This is a genomic window from Pantoea sp. EEL5, from assembly GCF_049892805.1.
Lineage (GTDB): Bacteria > Pseudomonadota > Gammaproteobacteria > Enterobacterales > Enterobacteriaceae > Pantoea > Pantoea ananatis.
Genome location: NZ_JBNDNJ010000004.1, coordinates 315,227 through 339,568 on the forward strand (window position 1 = coordinate 315,227; position 24,342 = coordinate 339,568).

17 protein-coding genes and 1 riboswitch are annotated in these 24,342 nt (G+C 53.7%); of the genes, 10 read left to right on the forward strand and 7 right to left on the reverse strand.

Going from position 1 to position 24,342, the window contains the following annotated elements:
• Positions 1-16: 16 nt before the first annotated feature.
• The 3 genes from ubiA to psiE all read right to left on the reverse strand — a co-directional run bounded on the left by ubiA (position 17) and on the right by psiE (position 1,920).
• Positions 17-901 carry a 4-hydroxybenzoate octaprenyltransferase gene (gene ubiA, locus ACPXSQ_RS17250; RefSeq protein ID WP_029569358.1) on the reverse strand — a complete coding sequence of 295 codons (885 nt, stop codon included), beginning with the start codon at positions 899-901 and terminating at the stop codon, positions 17-19.
• 11 nt (positions 902-912) lie between these two features.
• Positions 913-1,425 carry a chorismate lyase gene (gene ubiC, locus ACPXSQ_RS17255; protein ID WP_013024152.1) on the reverse strand — a complete coding sequence of 171 codons (513 nt, stop codon included), beginning with the start codon at positions 1,423-1,425 and terminating at the stop codon, positions 913-915.
• 84 nt (positions 1,426-1,509) lie between these two features.
• Positions 1,510-1,920 carry a phosphate-starvation-inducible protein PsiE gene (gene psiE, locus ACPXSQ_RS17260; protein WP_013024151.1) on the reverse strand — a complete coding sequence of 137 codons (411 nt, stop codon included), beginning with the start codon at positions 1,918-1,920 and terminating at the stop codon, positions 1,510-1,512.
• Between the two features lie 627 nt (positions 1,921-2,547).
• On the opposite strand from psiE, the gene ACPXSQ_RS17265 reads away from it, so the two are divergent.
• Positions 2,548-3,360, forward strand: a complete 813-nt coding sequence (locus ACPXSQ_RS17265; protein WP_014595057.1) for an alkaline phosphatase family protein — start codon at positions 2,548-2,550, stop codon at positions 3,358-3,360.
• Positions 3,361-3,757: 397 nt separating this feature from the next.
• Positions 3,758-5,383 carry a Na/Pi cotransporter family protein gene (locus tag ACPXSQ_RS17270; RefSeq protein ID WP_041930946.1) on the forward strand — a complete coding sequence of 542 codons (1,626 nt, stop codon included), beginning with the start codon at positions 3,758-3,760 and terminating at the stop codon, positions 5,381-5,383.
• 49 nt (positions 5,384-5,432) lie between these two features.
• Here the strand turns inward: ACPXSQ_RS17270 and panS are convergent, their stop codons facing one another.
• Complete coding sequence (panS, locus tag ACPXSQ_RS17275) at positions 5,433-6,353, reverse strand: ketopantoate/pantoate/pantothenate transporter PanS (protein WP_014595055.1); 921 nt, start codon at positions 6,351-6,353, stop codon at positions 5,433-5,435.
• Positions 6,354-6,470: 117 nt separating this feature from the next.
• A complete protein-coding gene (lysC, locus tag ACPXSQ_RS17280; RefSeq protein WP_014595054.1) occupies positions 6,471-7,823 on the reverse strand; it encodes a lysine-sensitive aspartokinase 3 in 1,353 nt (450 codons plus the stop codon).
• Positions 7,824-7,933: 110 nt separating this feature from the next.
• Positions 7,934-8,126: riboswitch (Lysine riboswitch) on the reverse strand.
• A gap of 399 nt (positions 8,127-8,525) precedes the next feature.
• Here lysC and pgi point away from each other — a divergent pair.
• The 5 genes from pgi to ACPXSQ_RS17305 all read left to right on the forward strand — a co-directional run bounded on the left by pgi (position 8,526) and on the right by ACPXSQ_RS17305 (position 14,656).
• Positions 8,526-10,172: a glucose-6-phosphate isomerase gene (gene pgi, locus ACPXSQ_RS17285; RefSeq protein WP_014606951.1), complete on the forward strand. Its 1,647-nt coding sequence runs from the start codon at positions 8,526-8,528 to the stop codon at positions 10,170-10,172.
• Between the two features lie 564 nt (positions 10,173-10,736).
• Positions 10,737-10,985 (forward strand): exopolysaccharide production protein YjbE, encoded by a 249-nt coding sequence (gene yjbE / locus ACPXSQ_RS17290; protein ID WP_026020991.1) that lies wholly within the window; start codon positions 10,737-10,739, stop codon positions 10,983-10,985.
• Between the two features lie 193 nt (positions 10,986-11,178).
• Positions 11,179-11,826, forward strand: coding sequence for a YjbF family lipoprotein (locus ACPXSQ_RS17295; protein ID WP_033766286.1), 648 nt, complete (start codon positions 11,179-11,181; stop codon positions 11,824-11,826).
• Positions 11,823-12,566, forward strand: a complete 744-nt coding sequence (locus ACPXSQ_RS17300) for a capsule biosynthesis GfcC family protein (protein WP_014595052.1) — start codon at positions 11,823-11,825, stop codon at positions 12,564-12,566. The genes ACPXSQ_RS17295 and ACPXSQ_RS17300 overlap by 4 nt, the downstream gene beginning before the upstream one ends.
• On the forward strand, positions 12,566-14,656 hold the full coding sequence (locus tag ACPXSQ_RS17305; RefSeq protein WP_014595051.1) for a YjbH domain-containing protein: 2,091 nt from the start codon (positions 12,566-12,568) through the stop codon (positions 14,654-14,656). The genes ACPXSQ_RS17300 and ACPXSQ_RS17305 overlap by 1 nt, the downstream gene beginning before the upstream one ends.
• Before the next feature lie 32 nt (positions 14,657-14,688).
• Here the strand turns inward: ACPXSQ_RS17305 and metH are convergent, their stop codons facing one another.
• A complete protein-coding gene (gene metH / locus ACPXSQ_RS17310; RefSeq protein WP_426144177.1) occupies positions 14,689-18,372 on the reverse strand; it encodes a methionine synthase in 3,684 nt (1,227 codons plus the stop codon).
• A 191-nt stretch (positions 18,373-18,563) separates the two neighbouring features.
• On the opposite strand from metH, the gene iclR reads away from it, so the two are divergent.
• Positions 18,564-19,394, forward strand: coding sequence for a glyoxylate bypass operon transcriptional repressor IclR (gene iclR / locus ACPXSQ_RS17315; protein ID WP_014595049.1), 831 nt, complete (start codon positions 18,564-18,566; stop codon positions 19,392-19,394).
• 136 nt (positions 19,395-19,530) lie between these two features.
• On the opposite strand, the gene ACPXSQ_RS17320 is transcribed toward iclR, so the two are convergent.
• The gene (locus ACPXSQ_RS17320) at positions 19,531-20,703 is read right to left on the reverse strand and encodes a serine hydrolase domain-containing protein (protein ID WP_426144171.1); all 1,173 of its coding nucleotides are present in this window, start codon (positions 20,701-20,703) and stop codon (positions 19,531-19,533) included.
• 602 nt (positions 20,704-21,305) lie between these two features.
• Between ACPXSQ_RS17320 and ACPXSQ_RS17325 the strand changes: the two genes are divergently transcribed.
• Positions 21,306-22,835, forward strand: a complete 1,530-nt coding sequence (locus ACPXSQ_RS17325; RefSeq protein WP_426144172.1) for an MFS transporter — start codon at positions 21,306-21,308, stop codon at positions 22,833-22,835.
• 120 nt (positions 22,836-22,955) lie between these two features.
• Positions 22,956-24,218, forward strand: a complete 1,263-nt coding sequence (gene uidC, locus ACPXSQ_RS17330) for a glucuronide uptake porin UidC (RefSeq protein WP_013024137.1) — start codon at positions 22,956-22,958, stop codon at positions 24,216-24,218.
• The last annotated feature ends 124 nt before the right edge of the window (positions 24,219-24,342 follow it).

A 24,342-nucleotide genomic window follows, 5' to 3' on the forward strand; every position in this document is an offset into this window, starting at 1 on the left:
GTCCTGTCAATGGCGTTTAAAGAAGCTGTGAAAACGGCGGCGTATTCATCAGCACGCCCAGAAACAGAACCAGTCCTACGTAGTTGTTGTTCAGAAAAGCGCGGAAACAGGCCTGGCGATCGCGCTCTGCGATCAGCTTTTGCTGATAAACAAACAGCCCGCCAGCCAGCAATAGTGTCCAGTAAAACGCCCCGTTCAGATCCAGAATCATCCCTACCCACGCCATGAGTACCAGCGTCGCCAACTGCAGCAAACCAATAATGAATTTGTCGTAGCGGCCAAACAGTATCGCCGTTGATTTAACGCCAATCTTCAGGTCATCATCGCGATCGACCATGGCATATTGCGTGTCATAGGCCACCGTCCAGCAAATGTTAGCCAGAAATACCAGCCAGCAGACAAGAGGTAAGGACTCACTAACTGCTGACCATGCCATGGGAATCGCCCAGCCAAATGCCGCGCCCAGCACCACCTGCGGCAAATGCGTATAGCGCTTCATAAACGGATAGACCCAGGCCAGTGCCAGGCCCACGACCGAGAGCATGATGGTCATCAGGTTCATGCTCAGCACCAGGGCAAAGGCAATCAGTCCTAACACCACAAATAAGTATTTGGCCTCTTTCGCAGTGACGGCACCGCTTGCCAGCGGCCGGTGCTTCGTGCGCTCGACATGACCATCGACCTTGCGATCGGCATAATCATTGATGACACAGCCTGCGGCGCGCATAACAAATACCCCGGCGACAAACACCGCCAGTATGTGTAGGGGCGGAACAGCCATCTTTGCCAACCACAGCGCCCACAATGTTGGCCACAGCAGCAGCAGAGCGCCAATCGGCTTATCAATGCGCATCAGGCGGCTATAAGCCTGCCATTTCGTCATGTTTTGTGTGTTCTGCACAGGTCAAACCCTTAACCTTGATCACGATAGAGCGGCGAAGCCGGTAAAAACAGTTCCGTTAACAGCAGCGGTTTCCCTGACAGTCGCAGGCGCGAGCGGCGTCCCCAGAGCGCATCAACGCGGCCAGGCTCAATGAAATCGCGGGTCAGCGTTGATGACGAGAACAGATAACGCCCCAGCGGGCGCGTACCGAGTTGCTGTAACATCGCTTCCGGGCCGTTGAGGGTACTTTCTGGCACCAGCGTGCGCCCTGCCAGCCAAGGTTCCTCATCCCCGTAGAGAATGACTTCTCGCAGCCAGAAACGCTGATCGGCAGGGAGTAATGCCCCTTCATCGCCGAGTTCATCGGCGGAGATAAAGTCCTCACGTACAGGTTCCACCCTGACCTTCTGGCAATGCTGTTCAAAGCGTCGCGTCATGGAATCCTCTTCCATTAGCCAGTCACGAAGCGGTTGCGTCAATGCGGCATCGTCCAGCGCCAGCCAGTTAAGTGAACGTAACGAACGGAGCGGGTCTTGCGTCATGGCACTTTCCCCTAAAAATTTTCAGAGCGGTAGTTTAGCGCAGAGCGATACGAGGAACACCCGTCCTGAATGCTGAGAACGTGATTACTCGCGTTTAAGCCGGTTACTGTTTGCCAGCCACAGCGTGATCACTAGCAGCAGGATGGCCGCAGAGTAGCACAGCGTATCAAAGGGATTTTTATGGTCGACGATGATCAGCCTGATGATGGCCGTAATCCCGATATAGACAAAATAGCGCAAGGGAAAATGGTAGCCCGACTGAAAGTACTTCACGATGAGTGCAATGAACTCAAAGTAGAGAAAATAAATCACAATGCCCTCAATTAGCAGGTAGGAGGACGCCTGCTCACCGGTGCTAAACAGCACATTGGCCAGATGTACCGTCTCCTTGCCCAAAAATACCATCAAAATGAAGGCCAGGATCAACAGCCCCGCGTTCAGCACCCACTGCATCAGGCGCGCAATCTTCTGTGCTGCAGGATTTTTATCACTCATGTCACGCCTCGAGAATCGAATGGAGTTCGGTTAGCGTTATCATGCTTTAGTGTGACCTAAATCACAATATAGCCGTCAGGCTTACCGCATCCGCTGCCCTCTCCGACACAACGTTGAGACGTGCAGTGTTCCCTGTCAGGCAGGGTGAATTCCGTCTCCCTAAGGCGGAATGACACAGCTGTACAGGCCGGTTTTTTATTGCTGTGTTACGGCGGCTCACATCGGCCCGTTACGGCGGCTGATTTTCGCCGTGCCGCGGATTGTTAAGCCTGTCATCCATTTTTCATATCCGCAGACTACATTGGCTCGGCTTTTGCGAACGACGGCGTCAGACAATGCTTTCACCGGCGTCTCTGGATGAAGGCGTTTACTGCCCTGAGCTGGCGCGTAGCTTCTGTCCTCTAGCAGTGAGCAGAGTCAGGTGGCCGCAAAAAACGCGATGCAGTACGCGAGACGTCACCAGAAAGCAGACGGCTCGCAGAAAGTTAGTGTGTGCACACTATCAAAATAGTTCCTGCGCAGGCGGTAATGAGACGTGAAATCAAAGCCTGTCACCGCGTCAGATAACCTCACAGTGATCCCTGAGGGCTCAGACGCGCAAATTCAGCGGCGCAGTAAGGAGAAAACATGAAAACGATTTTGGTGATTTTGGACGGCCTGAGTCACTACGTTGCTCAACATGCTATGGGTTACCTGCATGCGGAATGCGCCCAGGACAGAGGGCATTATTACAGCCTGACCTGCGAGCTACCCTCGCTGTCACGTCCGCTGTATGAATGTATTCTGACCGGCGTTGCGCCGGTGCAGAGTGGCATCATTCATAACGACGTTAACCGTATGAGCCGCGAACGCAGTGTGTTTCACTATGCGCGCGATGCCGGACTGACCACCGCCGCCGCCGCTTACCACTGGATAAGCGAGCTGTATAACCGCACCCCTTTCGTCCCGGCACGCGATCGTCACACTGAGGCCCCGACCCTGCCTGTTCAGTTTGGTCATTTTTACGTCGATGACAGCTATCCAGACTCGCACCTGTTTGAAGATGCCGAGAGTCTTCGGTTACGTTACAACCCGGATTTCCTGCTGATTCATCCGATGAATATCGATCATGCCGGACATCAGCATGGCCTGTCTTCTGCGCAGTACCGTAACCGCGCGCGCATGGCGGATGGCTATCTGTCGCAGTGGATGCCCGGCTGGCTGGCAGAAGGCTATCAGGTCGTCGTCACGGCCGACCACGGGATGAACGACGACCGGTCGCACGGTGGCATGCTGCCAGAAGAAACGACCGTTCCGCTGTTTGTGTTTGGCGAGGGATTCTCGCTAAGGCCCGGCCTGGCGCCTCAACAAACCGAGCTTTGTGGCACCCTGTGTTCACTGCTTGATGTGCCCCATGATAAGCCAGTCCATCATGCCCTGCTGGCGGGCTCAGCATACTGAAGCTGGCGCCCTTCCCCGTGCGGCGGAAGGGTTGAGAACATGAACGTCTTAAACCCGCTCCTGTGCTGACCTGACAGGGTCAGCAACCGGGTATCACCCGCAGCCCTCTCCGGCCAGCCCCGCGCCCACTGAACGTCTCTGCCTGTGCGATGCGCTACCGCTGACCGTCCAATCGGCCTGAAAAGGCTCGCCCGGTAAACGAAGCGGTGCGCGCAGGCTGGATTTGTCCATGCAGATCGCCAGAGTAGTCTACATTTAGAGATGTCGACGTTGCGCAGGTTGTTTAAAACACTGAAAAAAATTGCACAGCGTCCGGCAATCACGTGATCAGATTGCGTTCTCCATCAGGCTGGCAATCTGAACCGCCTGAAGCCTGATGGTTAAGGAGCCACTATACGTGTTAACCCTGCTTAACTTACTCTCTGCCGTTGCGCTTCTGGTATGGGGCACGCACATTACCCGCTCCGGAATTATGCGCGTATACGGTGCCGATTTGCGCCGGGTGCTCAGCCGCAGTGTAGAAAAGAAACCCATGGCGTTCCTGGCCGGCATTGGCGTGACCATGCTGGTACAAAGCAGCAATGCCACCACGCTGCTGGTGACCTCATTTGTGGCCCAAAACCTGGTGAGCCTGACACCGGCATTGGTGGTGATATTGGGTGCTGACGTCGGGACAGCCATTATGGCGCGCGTCCTGACGTTTGATCTCTCCTGGCTTTCACCACTGTTTATCTTTTTTGGTGTAGTGTTTTTCATCAGCCGCAAACAAACCCGCGCAGGACAGCTTGGACGTACCAGCATTGGTCTGGGGCTTATCCTGCTGGCGCTGCAGTTGATTGTCGAAGCCGCCAGGCCAATCACCCAGGCCTCGGGCGTACAGGTGCTGTTTTCCAGCTTAACGGGTGATGTGATGCTGGATGCCTTGATCGGCGCGGTCTTTGCGATTATCAGCTACTCAAGCCTGGCAGCGGTGCTGATTACGGCCACCCTGACGGCAACGGGCGTGATCGCCTTTAAGGTGGCGTTGTGCCTGGTGATTGGCGCTAACCTCGGCAGTGGTTTACTGGCCGTCATCAACGGCAGTGGCTCCAACGCGGCGGGTAAACGCGTCGCGATGGGCAGCCTGCTGTTTAAGCTGATTGGCTGCGTATTGATTCTGCCCTTTGTCGATCCGGTTGCGGTATGGCTGGACAAGCTGCCGGTGAACGACGAAGAGCTGGTGATCTTCTTTCACGTTTTCTACAACCTGATTCGCTGCGTGGTGATGGTGCCGTTCGCCGATGCCATGGCGCGTCTGTGTTGCCGACTGATTGCTGACGATGCCGAAAGCGATACCACGCTGAAACCCAGGCACCTTGACAGCAGCGCGCTGGATACACCGGCACTGGCGTTGGTTAACGCGGCGCGCGAAGCGTTGCGCATGGGCGACGTGCTGGAGCAGATGCTGGACACGTTTCTGCAAGTGGTTCGTGGAGAAGCACGTGCGGAACGTCGCGTGCGGCGGCTGGATGATGACGTCGATGTGCTCTACACCGCCATCAAACTCTATCTGGCGCGCATGCCCAAAGAGGATTTATCAGAGCAGGATTCTCGCCGTTGGGGAGAAGTGATTGAAATGTCGCTAAACCTGGAAATGGCAGGCGATATCATTGAACGCATGAGCGGCGATGTCGCCGATAAGTCTCTTGCCGCGCGGCGGGCCTTTTCGCCAGAAGGCATGAAAGAGCTTGAGTCACTCTACGAACAGCTGGTTGAAAACCTGCGGCTGAGCCTGTCGGTTTTCCTCTCGCACGACGTCACCAGCGCGAAGCGGTTGCGCCGAGCCAAACACCGTTTCCGCCTGAAAATACGCCGTTATTCCCATTCACACGTCAATCGCCTGCACCAGCAGAATGTGCAGAGCATTGAAACCAGCTCACTCCATCTGGGCCTGCTGGGTGATATGAAGCGGCTGAACTCCCTGTTCTGCGCAGTGGCCTACACGGTGCTGGAACAGCCGGATGACGAAAGGGACGGGGATTAATTTACAGGGGCCATACGGCACCCGTGATGTCGGTTGTACAGGCAAAAAACTACTTCTTTTTCTCAACAGGTTTACCCGACCAGTAACCCGCCAGCAGTGAACCGGACAGGTTATGCCAGACAGAGAACAGGGCGCCCGGCAGCGCTGCCAGAGGAGAAAAGTAAAGTTTGCCCAGCGTGGCGGCCAGTCCTGAGTTTTGCATACCGACCTCAAGCGCCAGCGTGCGGCAGGTGGACTCATCAAAGCCAAACAGTTTACCGCCCCAGTAGCCTCCCAGCAGACCAATGGCATTGTGCAGGATGACCGCTGCAATCACCATGACACCGACTGAGGCAATAAAGCCCTGGCTACCTGCCACGACGGCGCTGATGATCAGCAGAATACAGAGCATGGAAAAGGCTGGTAGATAGGGCTCGATCCGGCGCACCACGCTGTTCATGGTGTGATGAATGATCAGGCCTAACCCGATAGGGATCACGACGATCTTCACGATGCTCATTAGCATCCCAGCGACATCAACCTGAATGTGCGTATCCACGTAAAAGCGCGTCAACAGCGGCGTGGCAAACACGCCCACCAATGCTGACACCGACGAGATCGTCACCGACAGGGCCACATCGCCTTTAGCCAGATAGATCATTACGTTAGAAGCGGTCCCACTGGCAACGCTGCCCACCAGAATCATCCCCGCAGCGAGATCCGGCGGCATATGAAACAGCTTAGCCAGCGCCCAGGCGGCCAGCGGCATGACCAGATAGTGTAAGAAGGTGCCGGCAATAACCGGCGCCGGGCGCGTCAGCACGCGTTTAAAATCATCAATGTTCAGCGTTACGCCCATGCCAAACATAATCAGCATCAGCAGATAAGCGACCCATGGACCGATGCCAAGAAAGGTTGTGGGTGAATAGTAGGCAGCGACAGACAACAGAATTGCCCACAAAGGAAACAGACGAGTTAAGGTGGCAAGCATAAACAGATATCCTTATGAGCGAGTGAGGGACTACTGTGAAAGCACGCTGTGCCGCCTGGCGGCCTGTCGTGAAAAAGCCGGACAGAGCCCGGCTTTAACCCAGTGGCGGCTGAGCGCTTATTCAAACAAATTGTGATGCAGTGTACGCACTACGCTTTCAGCATCATTGCCCGGCACAAGGAAACAGAGATTGTAGCTGCTGGCACCGTAGCAGATCATCCGCAGGTTAAAAGGTTCGAGCACGCCGAAGACCTCTTTCCCTACGCCGCAGGCTTTCGACAATTCGTTGCCGATAATGGCCACCAGCGCCAGGTTTTCTTCCACTTCCACCCGACAGAGTGACGACAGCTCCGTCAGCAGCGCCTGGCTCAGCAGATTGTCGCCCGTTGAGGTTGATCCCGTGGTATCCAGCGTTAACGCCACGCTGACTTCCGACGTGGTGATCAGATCCACTGACACGTTGTGACGCACCAGAATATTGAACACTTCAGACAGGAAGCCCGGCGTGTGTAGCATATTCAGGCTGTGCAGCGTGACCAGGGTTTGCTTGCGGCGCAGCGCCAGCGCACGGAACAGCGGTGGATTCGCCGTCTCATTGCACACGCGCGTACCGCCCGCGGCAGGATCTTTACTGGAACCAACAAACACCGGAATGTCGCTACGCACCGCAGGCAGCAGCGTTGCAGGGTGCAGCACTTTGGCCCCAAAGGTGGCCATTTCAGCCGCTTCTTCAAAGGTGATCTCATCAATACGTTTTGCCGCAGGCACCACGCGCGGATCGGTGGTGTAGATCCCCGGCACGTCCGTCCAGATATCCACGCGCGAGGCTTTTAACGCTTCACCCAGCAAGGCAGCCGTGTAGTCACTGCCGCCGCGACCTAACGTGGTCGTGCGCCCTTTTTCTTCGCTGCCGATAAAGCCCTGGGTCACCACCAGTGACGCCGCAATACGCGGTTGCAGCTGCGCGCTAACCTGTTCAGCCAGTACGGCCACATCGGGCTCAGCACGGCCAAAACGGTCATTGGTGCGCATGACTTTGCGTACATCGAACCATTCTGCATTAACCTTGCGTTCACGCAGGATCTCAACGAACAGCAAGGTCGACATCAGTTCGCCGTGGCTGACCAGTTCGTCGGTTAAGGCGTTAGACGTGGCCAGCGCGGCCGCATCGGACAGCATGCCGATGTTATCAATGATGCGGTCGATTTCGTCGCGAATGACGTCCGGATTTTGCAGACGATCGATGATGGCGTATTGAATGCGGCGGATGTCATCGAGTTGCGCTGCACGCTGCGATGTCTCCTGGCCTTCGGCAAGAGAGACCAGCAGGTTTGTGATGCCTGCAGAGGCAGAAAGCACCACCAGCCGGGTATTGCTGTCCTGCAATACCACATCGGCGCTACGGTTCATGGCATCGAAATCGGCAACGCTGGTACCGCCAAATTTCGCTACATTCAGATTCAGAGACATTGTATGACCTCGTGTCAGGGTACGTTGCCCTCATCCGTTAACGGGTGAGAAACAGTAATTCAGCCTAAGCACAAGGAAAGAGCAGAAACGGGTAAGATCGAATAGACGAGTCACCCAGAAGCGCTCCACCTTGCAAAACGTCCGACTGTGGACGTTTCTGGTGACAACCCAGAGGATTCAGCCCCTGCAGCCGACAGTCAACACACCGTGTGTTTACCACCTCGGCGTCGCTCCCCCTGATGTGTTATCGCCGGATACGGTTCCTCCAACACACTGCCTGGGCGACGCGCCTCTTCTGGCTTGCGCACGGGTGCGCAAGTAGCGCGCATAGATTTATCGATTTCTGGCCCTGCTGTCAATGACCGCTGTGGGACAATTTTTCATGCAGAGCGCACCGGATAACAAATTTTGCCCTAATGCAGCGACTACAGTGCTTAATGGCTTCAGCAACGCCACCACTTTCTGATGTGGCACAAGGTATGCGGTCTGCTAACAGGCCATACTTTTCAGCCTTTCCCCCATGGAATCAGGCTGAAATCTTGCCGCATTATTGACCGTAAAACAGCGTGTTTTCATCATGGTGCCTTTATGGCGCAGACAAAATTTTCCTTTCAGTTGCAACTGTGGTCATACTGAAATGCTAACCGGGTACGATGCGACCCCGATGGAATGACGGTTCTTAATATCAACAAGAGTGTTGCCATGAAAAATATCAATCCGACCCAAACCGCAGCCTGGAAAGCGCTGCAAGAGCACTATGAACAGATGAAAACGGCGAAAATTGCCGACCTGTTTGCCCAGGATGCCGATCGTTTTGCTAAATTCTCAGCCACCTTTGACGACCAGATGCTGGTGGATTTTTCGAAAAACCGCATTACTCAGGAAACCCTCGATAAGCTTCAGGCACTGGCAAAAGAGACCGATTTAAGCGGTGCGATTAAATCTATGTTCTCGGGTGAGAAGATTAACCGCACTGAAGATCGCGCCGTGCTGCACGTCGCGCTGCGTAACCGCAGTAATACGCCGATTATCGTTGATGGCAAAGATGTCATGCCTGAAGTCAACGCCGTGTTGGAAAAAATGAAAGGCTTTTCCGAACGCATTATCGGCGGTGACTGGAAAGGCTATACCGGAAAACCCATTACGGACGTTGTTAACATCGGTATCGGTGGATCTGACCTCGGTCCCTTCATGGTGACGGAAGCGCTGCGCCCGTATAAAAATCACCTGAACATGCATTTTGTGTCTAACGTCGATGGCACCCACATTGCCGAAACGCTAAAAGATCTGAGTCCTGAAACCACGCTGTTCCTGGTCGCCTCTAAAACCTTCACCACCCAGGAAACCATGACCAACGCCCACAGTGCGCGTGACTGGTTCCTGAAAACGGCCGGCGATCAACAGCACGTTGCGAAGCACTTTGCTGCGCTCTCCACCAATGCCAAAGCGGTAGGCGAATTTGGTATTGATACGGACAACATGTTCGAATTCTGGGACTGGGTAGGCGGTCGCTATTCACTATGGTCAGCAATTGGTCTGTCAATTATCCTTTCTATTGGCTTCGATAATTTTGAGCAGCTGCTGAGCGGCGCGCACGCCATGGATAAGCACTTCTCAACCACGCCAGCGGAGCAGAATCTTCCGGTGCTGCTGGCGCTGATCGGGATCTGGTACAACAACTTCTTCGGTGCCGAAACAGAAGCCATCCTGCCGTACGACCAATATATGCATCGCTTCGCGGCCTATTTCCAACAGGGAAATATGGAATCGAACGGTAAATACGTTGACCGTGCAGGCCAGCCTGTTACCTATCAGACAGGCCCGATTATCTGGGGCGAACCGGGTACTAACGGCCAGCACGCGTTCTACCAGCTGATTCATCAGGGCACCAAACTGGTCCCGTGCGACTTTATCGCCCCTGCTGTGAGCCACAATGCGCTTGCCGATCACCATCCTAAACTGCTGTCTAACTTCTTTGCCCAGACCGAGGCCCTGGCCTTTGGTAAATCGCGTGATGTGGTTCAGAAAGAGTTCACCGACGCCGGCAAGTCTGCCGAGTCGGTCGCGCATATTGTGCCGTTTAAAGTGTTTGAAGGTAACCGGCCTACTAACTCTATTTTGTTACGCGAAATCACGCCGTTTAGCCTGGGTGCCCTGATTGCCCTGTATGAACATAAAATCTTCACCCAGGGTGCCATTCTGAACATCTTTACCTTCGATCAGTGGGGCGTTGAGCTGGGCAAACAACTGGCAAACCGTATTCTGCCAGAGCTCGAAAATGACAGTGATATTACCAGTCATGACAGCTCCACTAATGCCTTAATTAATCGCTACAAGCGTTGGCGTTAAATTTCCACAGGCACAAAAAGGCGGCTATTTAGTCGCCTTTTTTATTCTATGATGGAGAGTGCAACCCGCTTTTTATCTGAAAAGTCGATATACGGATTGGATAATTCTTAAAATAGGCTGAGGCAAATCCGAAGTTAGCCGGGGTTAAATCATGACAATCTTATTAAAAATGGCCCTAAAACGGCACGCAACTCATTCTTACCTGTTGTTTTATAATGTTATTTAATTTAACCACACTTAAGGAAATTCCGATAATTCTTATTCCGTACCAAAGAATACTAAATAAGTAGAAACCGCTTTGCTTTCTCCGTCTTTGCAGACAAATATCCGGCCTTTCAACATAAACCCATGCCTTTAAAATAAGTTAACGCTGAATTTACTTAATTTAGCCCGTTTACGCCCTCACAGACTGACAGGTTTTTACATTACTGAACTCTGGTATTTTGTTGCCCTATACTGGACGCGCCCGTAATGGGTCTGTCCTTCGGCTTTGCGTCAACGGTTTATGCTGTTGTGCAAAAATGTCGGATAGCAATCCTTCATTCACTCAATGTAGGTGTTGTTATGAAAAAACGCATGATTGCCGGTCTGGCATTACTTTACGTAGCCGTCTCTTCCAGTGCGTTTGCCGCGCCGGAAGAAGCTGGTGCTGCAGCGGGCGCACAGGCGGGCACCATGTCCGCAGGTACGACGACCGCTGTAGGTATCGGCGTGCTCGGCGCGTTAGTAGGACTCGGTGTTGCCGCTTCTGGCGGTGGTGACGGGGCAAATACTGGTACAACAACCACAACCACAACGGGCACCACGCGTTGATGGGTACCCTGCTCATTCGGGCTGTAGCAAGGCTGCGAACGCGCATATCACGATTCGTTTGCGCAGGTAAATGAGTCGCTATCAGGATGCCACAGCGTCGGCGGCCTGAACGAGTAAGGGTATGGGAGCTTTAAACATAACCACACTTTCGTGTGGTTATTTTTACTTTGGCATCATTTATCAGGGACACATTGTGCGCCAACTTCCGCTGCTGCTCGTTTGCCTGCTGCTGCAGGCCTGTACACAAACGCAAAAAGGACTCGAACAGACCGTGATGATGGCCATTGAAGGGCCAGAAGATGTCACCGTCACGCCTCAGCAGATTGATAATCTGCCCTATGCCAGCCTGTATGCCCGAATCAATGATGGCCAGCGCATTTTTGTCGTGCTGGGTTATAACGAAAATGGCCAGCAAAAGTGGGTCACTCGCGATCAATCGATGCTGGTCACCGCACATGGCAGGCTGATCAAAACGCTGGGCCTGCCTGACAATCTGACAGACGTCAGCAATTTACAGCAGGATCCGCTGGCTAAAGGCCTGCACCTCAGCAACGGAGACAGCTGGACGCGAATTGTTCAGTGGACCGTTCAGGGCAACGTCCATAGCGGAACCCTGAGCTCAACCTTCACGCGGGGCGATGACGAGGTGCTGGATATTGCGGGGAACCGCATTGCCTGCCGCGTCTGGCATGAGCAGCTTCATATCGACAGCCTGGATCGCGAGTGGCAAAACACGTTCTGGATCGACAACAGTAGTGGTCAGGTCGTGCAGTCCCGACAAATGCTGGCTGCCGATGCATTCCCTGTTGATATCACCATTCTGAAGCCGGCAAAATCATGAAAAACATAACACGCTTGTTGGCAGGAATGAGCCTGCTCACCACCCTGGCCGCTCAGGCCGCAGGTCAGGTTACCGTGCATGCCCCCCACGATACCCAGAGCGTACAGGTTAACCAGGTGGAAAACCTGGCACAGCTGGTGACTCAGCCCGCGCTGATGACACAGACTGACTGGCGACGCGCCGTTATTGCCGAGCGCGGGGCAACGGCAGTCGCGCAGCAGCAGTATCAGCAAACGCTGGCGCAGTTGCGCGCCTGGCGTGCCGATAGTAGCGGAGAGCAGGCTGCGGCCATTGATGCCGTTATTCGTCAGTTAAGCGGTATCCGGGTGACCGGGCGGCAGTTCACCTCCCTGGATCCCGACTGGATCCGTCTGCATACGATGGATAACCGCCGCCTGGAAGGCAGCTACGATCTCTACCTTACCCAGCCCAGCACCAGCGTCCTGTTGTTTGGCCCCATCGCGGGTGCCGGTGCCGTGAACTGGCAGCCAGGGAAATCCGTACGGGATTACCTGAGCGAGCACCCCCGCCTGGCTGGAGCAGAACGTAATATCGCGATTGTGATTGCGCCGGACGGCACGACGCGGGAAGCGCCTGTGGCCTACTGGAATCACCGCCACGTTGAACCCGAACCCGGCAGCATCATTATGACGGGCTTCTCGTCGTGGAGCCTGCCAGGCGCGTTTAAAGACCTGAATGATCGCCTTGTTTCTGTTCTGACTCACCGGATACCAGACTGATGAAAAAACGTTATCTTCTCAGCCTGTTGGCTGTTTCTGTGGCAAGCGCCTGTCAGGCCCATGCGGAAATGTATGCCGCGCCGGTAACGCCTTCGCAGTCTGATTTTGGCGGCGTGGGCCTGATGCAGGTGCCCACCGCGCGTATGGCGAAAGAGGGCGAATTTAGCCTGAACTTCCGCGATAATGATCAGTATCGCTACTATTCTGCTTCACTGCAGCTTTTTCCCTGGCTGGAAACAACCGTGCGTTATACCGATGTGCGCACCCGGCGTTACAGCGCGGTGGAAAGTTTCAGCGGCAACCAAAGCTATAAAGATAAAGCTTTCGACCTGAAGCTGCGCCTGTGGCAGGAAGGTTACTGGCTGCCGGAGGTCTCGTTTGGTACCCGCGATCTGGGCGGCACCGGCCTGTTCGACAGCGAGTACCTGGTCGCCACCAAAGCCTGGGGGCCGTTCGACTTTACGTTGGGTATGGGCTGGGGCTATCTGGGCAACAGCGGAACCGTGAAAAACCCCTTCTGTTCTTACAGCGACAGCTACTGTCAGCGCCCCGGCGTCGGTCAGGCGGGATCGATCAATGGCTCGCAGATGTTCCACGGCCCTTCGGCGGTATTTGGCGGGATAGAATACCAGACGCCCTGGCAGCCGCTGCGCCTGAAGTTGGAATACGAAGGTAACGATTACAAGGATGATTTCGCCGGACGCCTGCCGCAGCGCAGCAAGGTCAACGTCGGTGCAATCTACCGCGTCACTGACTGGGCCGATATCAATGCCAGCTATGAGCGCGGCAATACTTTTATGTTCGGCTTCACCATTCGCACCAACTTCAACGATATGCATCAGGATCATATCGACAGTCCGAAACCTGCGTACAACCCGAACCCGCAACCTAAGCTGCTGGAAACCACGGTGACAGGTAATCAGCTGTCTGAACTGAAGTACAACGCGGGCCTGGCTGGTCCAAAAATCCAGACTAAAGGCAGCACGCTGTACGTATCAGGCGAGCAAACCAAATACCGTGACACGCGTGAAGGTGTGGATCGCGCGAACCGCATCATCATGAATCATCTCCCAGACGGTATTGAGACCATAAACGTGACGGAGTCGCGTTACAACATGCCTCAGGTCACGACAGAAACCTCCGTTGCCAGCCTGCGCAACGAGCTGGGGGGTTATCCATTAGGGCATGAAAAGCCGTTACAACAGGTCCGCACAGATCCGGTTGATCCGGAGCCTACCGAGCAGGGCATGTTTATTCGCAAAGAGCGCCTGAGTTACAGCCTGTCGCCGGTGCTTAACCAGTCTGTGGGCGGCCCGGAAAGTTTCTATCTGTACCAGGTTGGCGTGATGGGCAACGTCGATTACTGGCTCACCGATCACTTGCTGGTAGGCGGTAGCCTGTTTGCTAACGTTGCGAACAATTACGACAAATTTAACTACAACGGCGCACCTGCGGATTCCACGCTGCCACGCGTGCGTACGCACATTCGCGACTACGTTGAGAACAACGTTTACGTTAACGATCTGCAAGCCAACTACATGGATTATCTGGGTAACGGATTCTATGGCCAGGTCTACGGCGGCTATCTGGAAACCATGTATGGCGGCGTAGGCGGCGAAGTCCTCTATCGTCCGGTAGACAGCAACTGGGCCGTTGGCGTGGATGCTAACTATGTGCGCCAGCGTGACTGGGATGACATGATGAGATTCACCCGTTACGAAGCGCCTACCGGCAACCTTACCGGCTACTGGCGTCCCTGGTTTATGGAGAACGTCTTAGTGAAAGCCAGCGTCGGGCAGTATCTGGCGAAGGATAAAGGCGTCACGATTGATCTCTCTAAGCGCTTCGACAGTGGCGTGATGGTTGGCGTTTATGCCACAAAAACCAACGTATCATCGCAACAGTATGGCGAAGGTGACTTTACTAAAGGCTTCTATATCTCCATCCCCATGGATCTGTTTACCGTTACGCCAACCCGTGGCCGTGCGCAGATTAACTGGGTACCGCTCACCCGTGATGGTGGCCAGATGCTGGGAAGGAAGTACCAGCTGTATGACATGACCTCGGACCGTGACGCCCGGTTTAACTAAAAAAGAGGCAGCCATCAGGCTGCCTTGTTTTTTTAGTCGGCGTCGTAACCCAGATTGGGGGCCAGCCAGCGCTCCACTTCGCTTACCGACATGCGCTTACGCGCCGCATAGTCCTCAACCTGATCGCGCTGAATCTGCGCCACGGCGAAGTAGCGGCTGTCAGGGTGGCTGAAGTACCAGCCTGATACCGAGGCGCCCGGCCACATGGCAAAAGACTCCGTGAGTTTCATACCCGCGTGCGTTTCCACATCCAGCAGCGCCCAGATAGTGGCTTTCTCAGTGTGTTCCGGACAGGCCGGATAGCCCGGCGCCGGACGAATGCCCTGATAATTTTCGCGGATGAGCGCCTCATTACTGAGGTGCTCATCGGGAGCAAAACCCCAAATCGTTTTGCGTACCTGTTCGTGCAGATATTCGGCGAAGGCTTCAGCTAAGCGGTCCGCAATAGCTTTGACCATAATCTTGTTGTAGTCGTCCTGCTGCTTATCGTAAGCCTCGGCCAGCGCATCTTCTTCCAGCCCGCCCGTAACGGCAAAAGCCCCGATATAATCAGCTTTACCGCTGCTTTTCGGCGCCACAAAATCGGCCAGACAGTAGTTGGCAAAGTCAGTTTTCTCCGTTTGCTGCCGCAGATGATGGCTGATGTTCAGCAGCGTATCGCGCTGCTCATCCGCAAAGATATGAATATCGTCGCCCACGCGATTAGCCGGGAACAGGCCGACCACGCCGCGTGGCGTCAGCGCTTTTTCGTCACTCAGCTTATCCAGCATCGCGTTAGCATCGGCAAACAGTCGTTTCGCTTCATCGCCCACGACCTCATCCTCCAGGATGCGCGGGTATTTGCCAGCCAGCGACCAGGTCATAAAAAAGGGCGTCCAGTCGATGTAATTGCGCAGCACGTCAATGCCCGCGTCAACGCGCCTGACACCGACGTGCTTCGCTACGGGCGGTGTATAGCTGTCCCAGTCAATCTTCGTCGCGTTGTCGCGCGCAGCGCTGAGTGACACCGGCGGCGTGCGCGGTTTTTTACGCGCATGCTGAATACGCACGGTTTCATATTCTTTGCGGGTGCGCGCAACGAAGTCATCCCTGAGCGTATCCGATAGCAGGGATGACACGACACCCACCGTGCGCGAGGCGTTTTGCACGTAAACGGTGGGCCCGCTGTAGTGCTGTTCGATTTTCACGGCGGTATGGGCTTTAGACGTGGTGGCGCCACCAATCAACAGCGGCAGCGTAAATCCCTGACGCTCCATCTCTTTCGCCATGTTGACCATTTCATCCAGCGACGGCGTGATGAGCCCAGAAAGACCAATGATGTCAGCCTTCACTTCGCGCGCGGTCTTGAGGATTTTCTCGCCCGGCACCATCACGCCGAGGTCGATAATCTCATAGTTATTGCACTGCAGGACCACGCCAACAATGTTTTTGCCAATGTCGTGGACGTCGCCTTTTACCGTTGCCAGCACCACCTTGCCGTTACTGCGTCCGGCTTCTTTACTGGCCTGAATGTAGGGTTCAAGCCAGGCGACGGCCTGTTTCATCACGCGGGCCGATTTCACGACCTGCGGCAGGAACATTTTGCCTTCACCAAACAGATCCCCCACCACATTCATGCCGGACATCAGCGGCCCTTCAATCACGTCTATCGGGCGCGCGGCCTGCTGACGGGCTTCTTCCGTGTCCTGTTCAATAAACTCGGTGATGCCTTTGACCAGTGAGTATTCCAGCCGTTTCACCACGTCCCAGCCGCGCCATTCAGCCTGCTGCTTTTCATCCGCACTGTCGCTTTTATTGCGGCGGTATTTTTCCGCCAGCGCCAGTAATCGCTCAGTACCGTCGGCGCGCCGGTTAAGGATCACGTCCTCAACGGACTCACGCAGTTCGTCAGACAGGTCGTCATAAATGGCCAACTGCCCGGCGTTCACGATTCCCATGTCCATACCGTTACGGATGGCGTAGTAGAGAAACACCGCGTGAATCGCCTCACGAACCGGATCGTTGCCCCGGAACGAGAACGAGACGTTAGATACGCCACCCGAGATCATCGCATGGGGCAGTTCACGTTTAATGTCTTCGCAGGCCCCAATAAAATCCATCGCGTAGTTGTTGTGTTCGTCGATACCGGTCGCAACGGCAAAAATATTGGGATCGAAAATGATGTCCTCAGGCGGAAACCCCACCTGTTGCGTCAGGATCTGGTAGGCGCGGCGACAGATCTCAATCTTCCGCTCACGCGTATCGGCCTGCCCCACCTCATCGAAGGCCATCACCACCATGGCGGCCCCGTAGCGGCGGACAAGGCGGGCATGGTGGATAAATACGGCCTCACCTTCTTTCATTGAGACGGAGTTGACGATGCCTTTTCCCTGAATACACTGCAGCCCTTTCTCAATAACCTCCCATTTCGAGGAGTCGATCATAATGGGCACGCGGGCAATATCGGGCTCACCCGCAATCAGGTTGAGGAAACGCACCATCGCGGCTTCCGCGTCCAGCATTCCCTCATCCATATTGATATCAATAATCTGGGCACCGCTCTCAACCTGTTGTAACGCGACTTCCAGCGCCTCATGATATTTATCTTCTTTAATTAGGCGCTTAAATTTGGCAGAGCCGGTAACGTTGGTGCGTTCTCCCACGTTCACAAATAACGATTCTGCACTGATATTCAGCGGTTCAAGACCCGAAAGACGGCAGGCAACGGGCAGTTTGGGGCGCTGACGTGGCGCAACGCCTTCCACGGCCGCCGCCATGGCAGCGATGTGCTGTGGCGTGGTGCCGCAGCAGCCGCCAACAATGTTCAGAAAGCCGGCGTTGGCCCATTCCCCAATCTGTTGCGCCATCACTTCTGCATCAAGATCGTATTCGCCGAAGGCGTTGGGCAAACCGGCATTGGGATGGGCAGTGACATAGCCTTCGGCGATGCGTGACAGTTCAGCGACATACTGACGTAGTTCATCCGGCCCCAGTGCGCAGTTCAGACCAAAGGATAAGGGTTCTGCATGGCGCAACGAATTATAAAAGGCTTCGGTAGTTTGTCCGGAAAGCGTGCGGCCTGAAGCATCGGTGATGGTGCCGGAGATCATCAACGGCAGCGCCACGCCAAGGGCTTCCATCTCTACTTTCACCGCAAAGACAGCCGCTTTGGCGTTGAGCGTATCGAATACCGTTTCAATCATGATGATGTGGCAACCGCCTTCCACCAGCGCCCGGGTGGACTCACGATAGGCGTCCACCAACTGATTGAAGGTGATATTACGGAACGCCGGATCGTTAACATCGGGTGAGATCGAGCAGGTGCGGTTGGTGGGGCCCAGTACGCCCGCGACATAGCGCGGTTTATTTGGCGTTTTTGCCGTCCACGCATCTGCGCAGGTACGCGCCAGCTTCGCGGCCGCGAAGTTAATCTCTGCCGACAGGGCTTCCATCTGGTAGTCCGCCATCGCAATGGAGGTGGCATTAAAGGTATTGGTTTCGAGAATATCCGCACCGGCGGCCAGATACGAATCATGGATCTCGCGGATCACCTCTGGTTTACTTAGCACCAGCAGATCGTTATTGCCTTTAAGATCGCAGGGCCAGTCAGCAAAACGGCTGCCACGAAAATCGTGTTCGTCCAGTTTATAGCTCTGGATCATGGTGCCCATTCCACCATCTAATACCATAATGCGGTGGGCAAGTTGCTGATGCAGCGCGTCGGTTAGATTGCTCACGGTTATCTCATCCACGTCAATGCGCTGGTGAAATACCAGCCAGTCATTCTTGCATAAGGTCATGATGCCTCAAAGTAACCTTAGCGGAGATTTTCAGGGAAGTGATTATCAGGTCTGACCAGCACGTCAGCGTTTGCATTCAGGCAGTTTAAAACGAAAATGGTTTCCACTATGTGAAAAGGAGAAACAGAATGGCAACGCCCGTCGCCGCGAAACGCGGAAAAAAACCCCGTGGCACCCCTGCCCCCTCAGCGCCCGCAGGCGGTCAGGTTCAGTCACTGACCCGTGGGTTAACGCTGCTGGAGTTGATCGCTAATTCACATGGCAGCGTCGCGCTTACCGAACTCGCGCAGCAGGCCGGGTTGCCTAACTCCACAACACATCGCTTGCTGACCACTATGCAGCAGCAGGGGTTTGTGCGCCAGGAGGGCGATTTAGGCTACTGGACCATGGGGGCACATGCGTTTGTGGTTGGCAGCAGTTTTTTACAGAGCCGGAACCTGCTGGCGCTGGTCCACCCGGTGCTACGTACGCTGATGGAAAACTCGGGTGAAACGGTCAATCTGGCGGTGCTGGACCTCAGCGATTTTCAGGCGGTGATTATCGATCAGGTACAGTGTACGCAACTGATGCGCATGTCTGCACCGATCGGCGGCAAACTGCCAATGCATGCATCGGGCGCAGGTAAAGCTTTTCTGGCGCATCTCAGCGACGAGCAGGTCACCGCTCTGCTGCATCAGAAAGGCCTGCATTACTACACGCCCAATACGCTGATGTCACCTCAGAGTCTGAAAACCAATCTGGCACAGATCCGGACTCGGGGATTTTCTTTCGATGATGAAGAACATGCGCTCGGTTTGCGTTGTGTGGCGGCCCCCATTTACGATGAGCACGGCGAGCCATTTGCGGCGCTTTCCATCTCTGGGCCTATTGCCCGCATGACGGACGACCGCATCACCGAACTGGGCGCGCTGGTCATCCGCGAAGCCCGTCAGGTCACCCTGGCGTACAGTGGCCGTTAAAGAAATGCCGCCCGCCTCACCCGATAACGCCAGCGCGCTCTTCATGCTTTCTCAACCGCAGCCTTTATAAGAAACAGCCTGTGGACTGGCCAGCGCCGCCCTAAAAGGGGGCGCCCGCCGTCAGTCCAACAATCAATTACGCAAGACCGCTATATACGGCATCGCGCAGCATCACGGGGAACTGACCGTTTACCCCTTCCGGCGTCGTGTTTGTCATGGCTAGTACACAGAGTTCTTTTTGGCGATCAACAAACCAGGTATGGCCGTAAGCGCCGCTCCACGACAGCGTGCCCGCTGACTGAGGCGACCCGGCCGCATCGGGATCGGCAAGCAGTGCCCAGCCCACACCAAATCCCCATCCCGGTCCCTGCGTGGCATATTTCGCGGCAACGTGTTCCTGCGTCATATAGTCAAAGCTGTCGCGCGTAATCAGCGGCGCGCCCTGCCGGCGGATCGTTTCCAGCAATTGCATGAAATCGGGGGCCGTCCCTGCCATTCCCCCGCCGGCGCACGGCCAGGCATCGGGTTTGAGAATACGGTCAGGACAGAAAATGGCTGCGCCCTCACCAAAAGGTATTCGTTGATTCTCGCCTATCACCGTGGGCACCGGGCTGTCATCGGTATACACCGTGGTTAAACGCGCCTCATCCCTGACGGTAAACAGCGTATCTTTCATCCCGAGCGGTTCCGTGACCGCATGACTTACCAGATCCGGCAGACGCTTACCGGTTGCCCGCACCATGATTTCGCCCAAAACATCAATGCCCAGGGAATAACGCCAGCCGCTTCCCGGTTCAAACTGCAGCGGAGTGCCTGCCAGGCGTTGTAGATTCTCTTCGATGGATAATCCCGGTTGATAGTCGATCCCATCAGACACGTTCAGGGTGTGATAAAGGGAATCAGCCGGCGCGGAATAACGGTAACGTAAACCTGACATGTGACTCAGGAGATGTCGTACCAGGATGGTTGCAGGTTTCCCCTCTTCCAGGCAGGGACGGAAATTGGGAAGCCAGCGCGTAATGTCGTCATCCAGAGTCATGTACCCTTGTTCGATCAGGCGCATTGCCGTCAGGCTCACGATGGGTTTGGTCAGCGAGGCAAGGCGGAAAATCGCATCCAGCGCCATGCCTTTCTTCTGCTCTCTGTCAGCCAGACCCGCCGCTCGCTGATACATTAATTCGCCGGCTTGGGCTACCATCACCGTACAACCGACAATGCGCTGTGCATCAATCGCCTGATCGATAACCGCATTCATAGCGGCTTCAAGTTTTGCAGAGGATGGAACACGTCCTGATGTAAAATAAATCATTATCGATTCCTTGAATAATTTCAAAAAAAATAAAAAAGCGTTATTTTCATTACTTTTATACATTACAAGAAGAATAGATTTTATATATTACCCACCACCTTATTTAACAAAAACCCCAAACAAGACCCACATCAAATAACATCTTTCTCACGTAATAAAACATCCCATTCATTTAACTGGTCAACCAAAAGTTGACTTTGAGTCTAACTTATGGACATCCAGGGGATTTGTGATCGACCTCTTTTTTTTAAAAGAGCAGACTGATTACCATGCATTCGCACTACAAGCAAAAAATACACTGACAGATAATCAACATAGCCTTCACTGTGTTGACTTAACCACCGTCAACACTGGTTAACCAAAATAAATTTCATTTGATATTAAACATCAGAACGGGAATCAACCCACTTATTTTAAACATTAAAACCAACCAACAATAAAAAAAACAAAAGGAGGAACATTATTTAAACAAAGCGCCGATTCAATTTAACCGTTTTCTCCTATTACAAATTAACTAAAAAACAATTCTCTTCATCTTCACGATCGCATAACAACCTGAAGATGTTTTCTGACCGTTACGCTGAATTAATCAAGGGAACATTATGATGACAACAACAATACCGCCACGCAGGAAGGTGGGCACGGGCACCGCAATAGGCTATGGCATTACCGATATTTTTGGCGGTGGCTCCATGGCGCTAATTGGGACTTGGTTGCTTTTTTTCTATACGACATTTTGTGGTCTTTCGATGCTCGAGGCGAGCTCCATTTTTGCTATCGCCCGCATCATTGACGCTATTCTCAGCCCGATAATGGGCTATATCACCGATAAGTTTGGCAGCACCCGCCTCGGTAAACGTTTTGGCCGACGCCGCTTCTTTCTGCTCATCAGCGCCCCGCTGATGTTTATCTATGCGCTGGTCTGGGTCAGCGACATGAGCTACTGGTACTATCTTGGAACCTATCTCGCGGTAGAGTTACTGGTGGCGATGGTGTTGGTGCCCTGGGAAACCCTGGCGGCAGAGATGACCAACGATTTTGGCGAGAGAACCCGTATGGCGGCAATCCGCCTGACGTTTTCTCAGGTGGGCACCTTCCTCACCGCCTCAGTACCGGGCGTTATGATCCAGTATTTTGGTCAGGACTCTGCCCTGACATTCACCTACACCGGTATCCTGTTTTCATGCCTGTTTTTTATTGTGGTGCTGATTACCTGGTCCTGTACCTGGGAATCGAAAGACATGAATCCCGAAGAGTTTGAGCGACTTAACGCCGGGCCAAGTATTGGACTGATATCCCACCTGAAAAATATGTTTATCGAGCTGGCCACCACCTTCAAAATCAAAATATTCAGACAGCACTTGATTATCTATATTTCATCATTTACGGCGCTGGATATTTTCATAGCGGTGTTTGTTTATTTCGTCGTATATGGCCTGAGCCTGGATGCGGCAAACGCGTCAGCCTATCTTTCGATTGCCACCTCCGTATCCATTCCCGCGACGCTGCTTTTCATGTTTATGCTGGACAAGCTGAATATCAGGCCCGCCCTGGCCATGCGTATTTCTTATCTATGTATTTTTGCTGTACTCGGTTATCTCATTTTGATGTATATCGGCCATAGCGCTGTGTCTTCCTGGTGGCTCACCACGCTGATATTTGTTCTGTTAGGTTTTGGCCGCGCAGGGCTTTATTTTATTCCCTGGAATATTTACAGCTTTATTCCTGATGTGGATGAAATGGTCACATGTCAACGGCGTGAAGGCGTCTTTGCTGGCGTGATGACGCTGATGCGCAAAAGTACCGTGGCCGTCGCAATTATGATAGTCGGTGCCGTACTGGAGCACAGTCATTTCGTCAAAGGGCAGTTAATTCAGCCAGAAAGTGCGCTGAATGCAATTACTGGTCTGCTGGTCTTTGGCTCCGGTAGTTTATTACTCATCAGCTTATATATGACCTTCAAATTTAAACTGACCCGTGAAACGCATCGGGTTCTGGTGAAAGAAATTGATCGCCTTAAGGCCGGCGGGAATAAAGCCGACTGTACACCCGAAACCAAAGTCGTGGTGAAGGCCCTGACCGGCTACGACTATGAACAGGTGTGGCAGCAGGATAATAACGCACGCCCTTAATTCAACCAAGCCAGTTCTTGAGTGGGTTGCACGTTACGCATGGCTGATCCCATCGGATAGCAGCCCGTTCTGCCTGCGCCTGAACGTAATGAAAATACTTAATACGCCAGGGATTCCTTTATGAACACACGTTTTTTTCGCTGCATGGCCATCGCTTTGCTGCTGTGTCCCTCGCTGCTGTACGCCGCAGCCATTAATGATAATGAAGACAGTTTAAGAATTCGTTTAAAGAATGATTTTCGACGAGCAGACAAGCCGAGTGCAGGTACCGGGCGTGATATCTACGCCTGGGTACAAGGCGGGCTCATTGATGTGAACACCCGCTACTATTCTGACTTTATTGGTATCAGCGCGGGTGCCTATTACGTATACAAACTGGGGGCGAAAGACGGCTGGAGCACCCGCTACTATCTGGATGGGCACGATAGCTTTGGCGTGGCAGTCGGCGCGGTCAAGCTTAAACCCGCCGATAATCTCTACTTAACCATTGGGCGGTTTGGTACCGACTATGGTTACGGCAGTCTCCCCTACCGCATTCCACTGATCGCCGATAATTCGTCCCGCACGATACAGACGATTTCTGAAGGCGTCCTGGCCCGTTTTGAGGCAACAGAAAACCTGGAATTCTGGTCAATGTGGCGTAAACGCGCCTTCTACTATGTCGATTCGGCAACCGGCGTGCGTGATGAAGGGGTGATTGACAGCGCAACAGGTAAGTACCATCCCCGCCGGGGACGCGGCTATTTGGTGGGATCATGGCACGATGCGTCGTCACGCTATTCGTTGGGGGCGTCTTATCAGCAAGATGTCTCAACCCAGGTGCAGAGCATTTTTGAAAAAACGCATACCTTTTCCAACGACCATACACTGAAGTGGGAGCTTATGGGATTTTATGGTCAGGTAGAAGGGATGAGTAAGCCTCTTAGTTACCATCACGAGACCGCCTTAATTTCCGGACGCTTAACTTACTCTTTTGATAAGGCAAGATTGTTTGGCGCCGTGGGCAAACTGACCCATGATATCGATGGGCGCATTGTCTACACCGATATTGGCTATCCCGACTCCCTGAGCATCGACCGCAACAAGGAAAACATGTTATCCGCGCAGTTTGGCGGGCAGTATTTCTTTAATCAAAACGTCGGTGTCATGCTGGGGCCAGTTATCACCAGAGGTTACGAAGACAAGCAGCGTAATACTAAAATTAACGGGCTCGGACTCATGGGAGCGGTGATGTATAACGTTACCGATGGGCCATTCAAAGGACTGAATATGTACGTGGCTGCTGACCGTGCCAGAGAGAAACGGCCCGGCAGCGCGCTGGGCGATAAACTTTATTACTGGGATGTGAAAACCGGCGTGCAATACGATTTTATGTTGAAGTAACGACGCATCCATTACGTCGCACAGGTGTTTCAAAAGTGGCATCGTATGATGTCACTTTTAATAAAAACCGCAATTAATTGTTAAATAAGGGATAAATCCCCTTTTCATCTGGTCAACCAGTTTA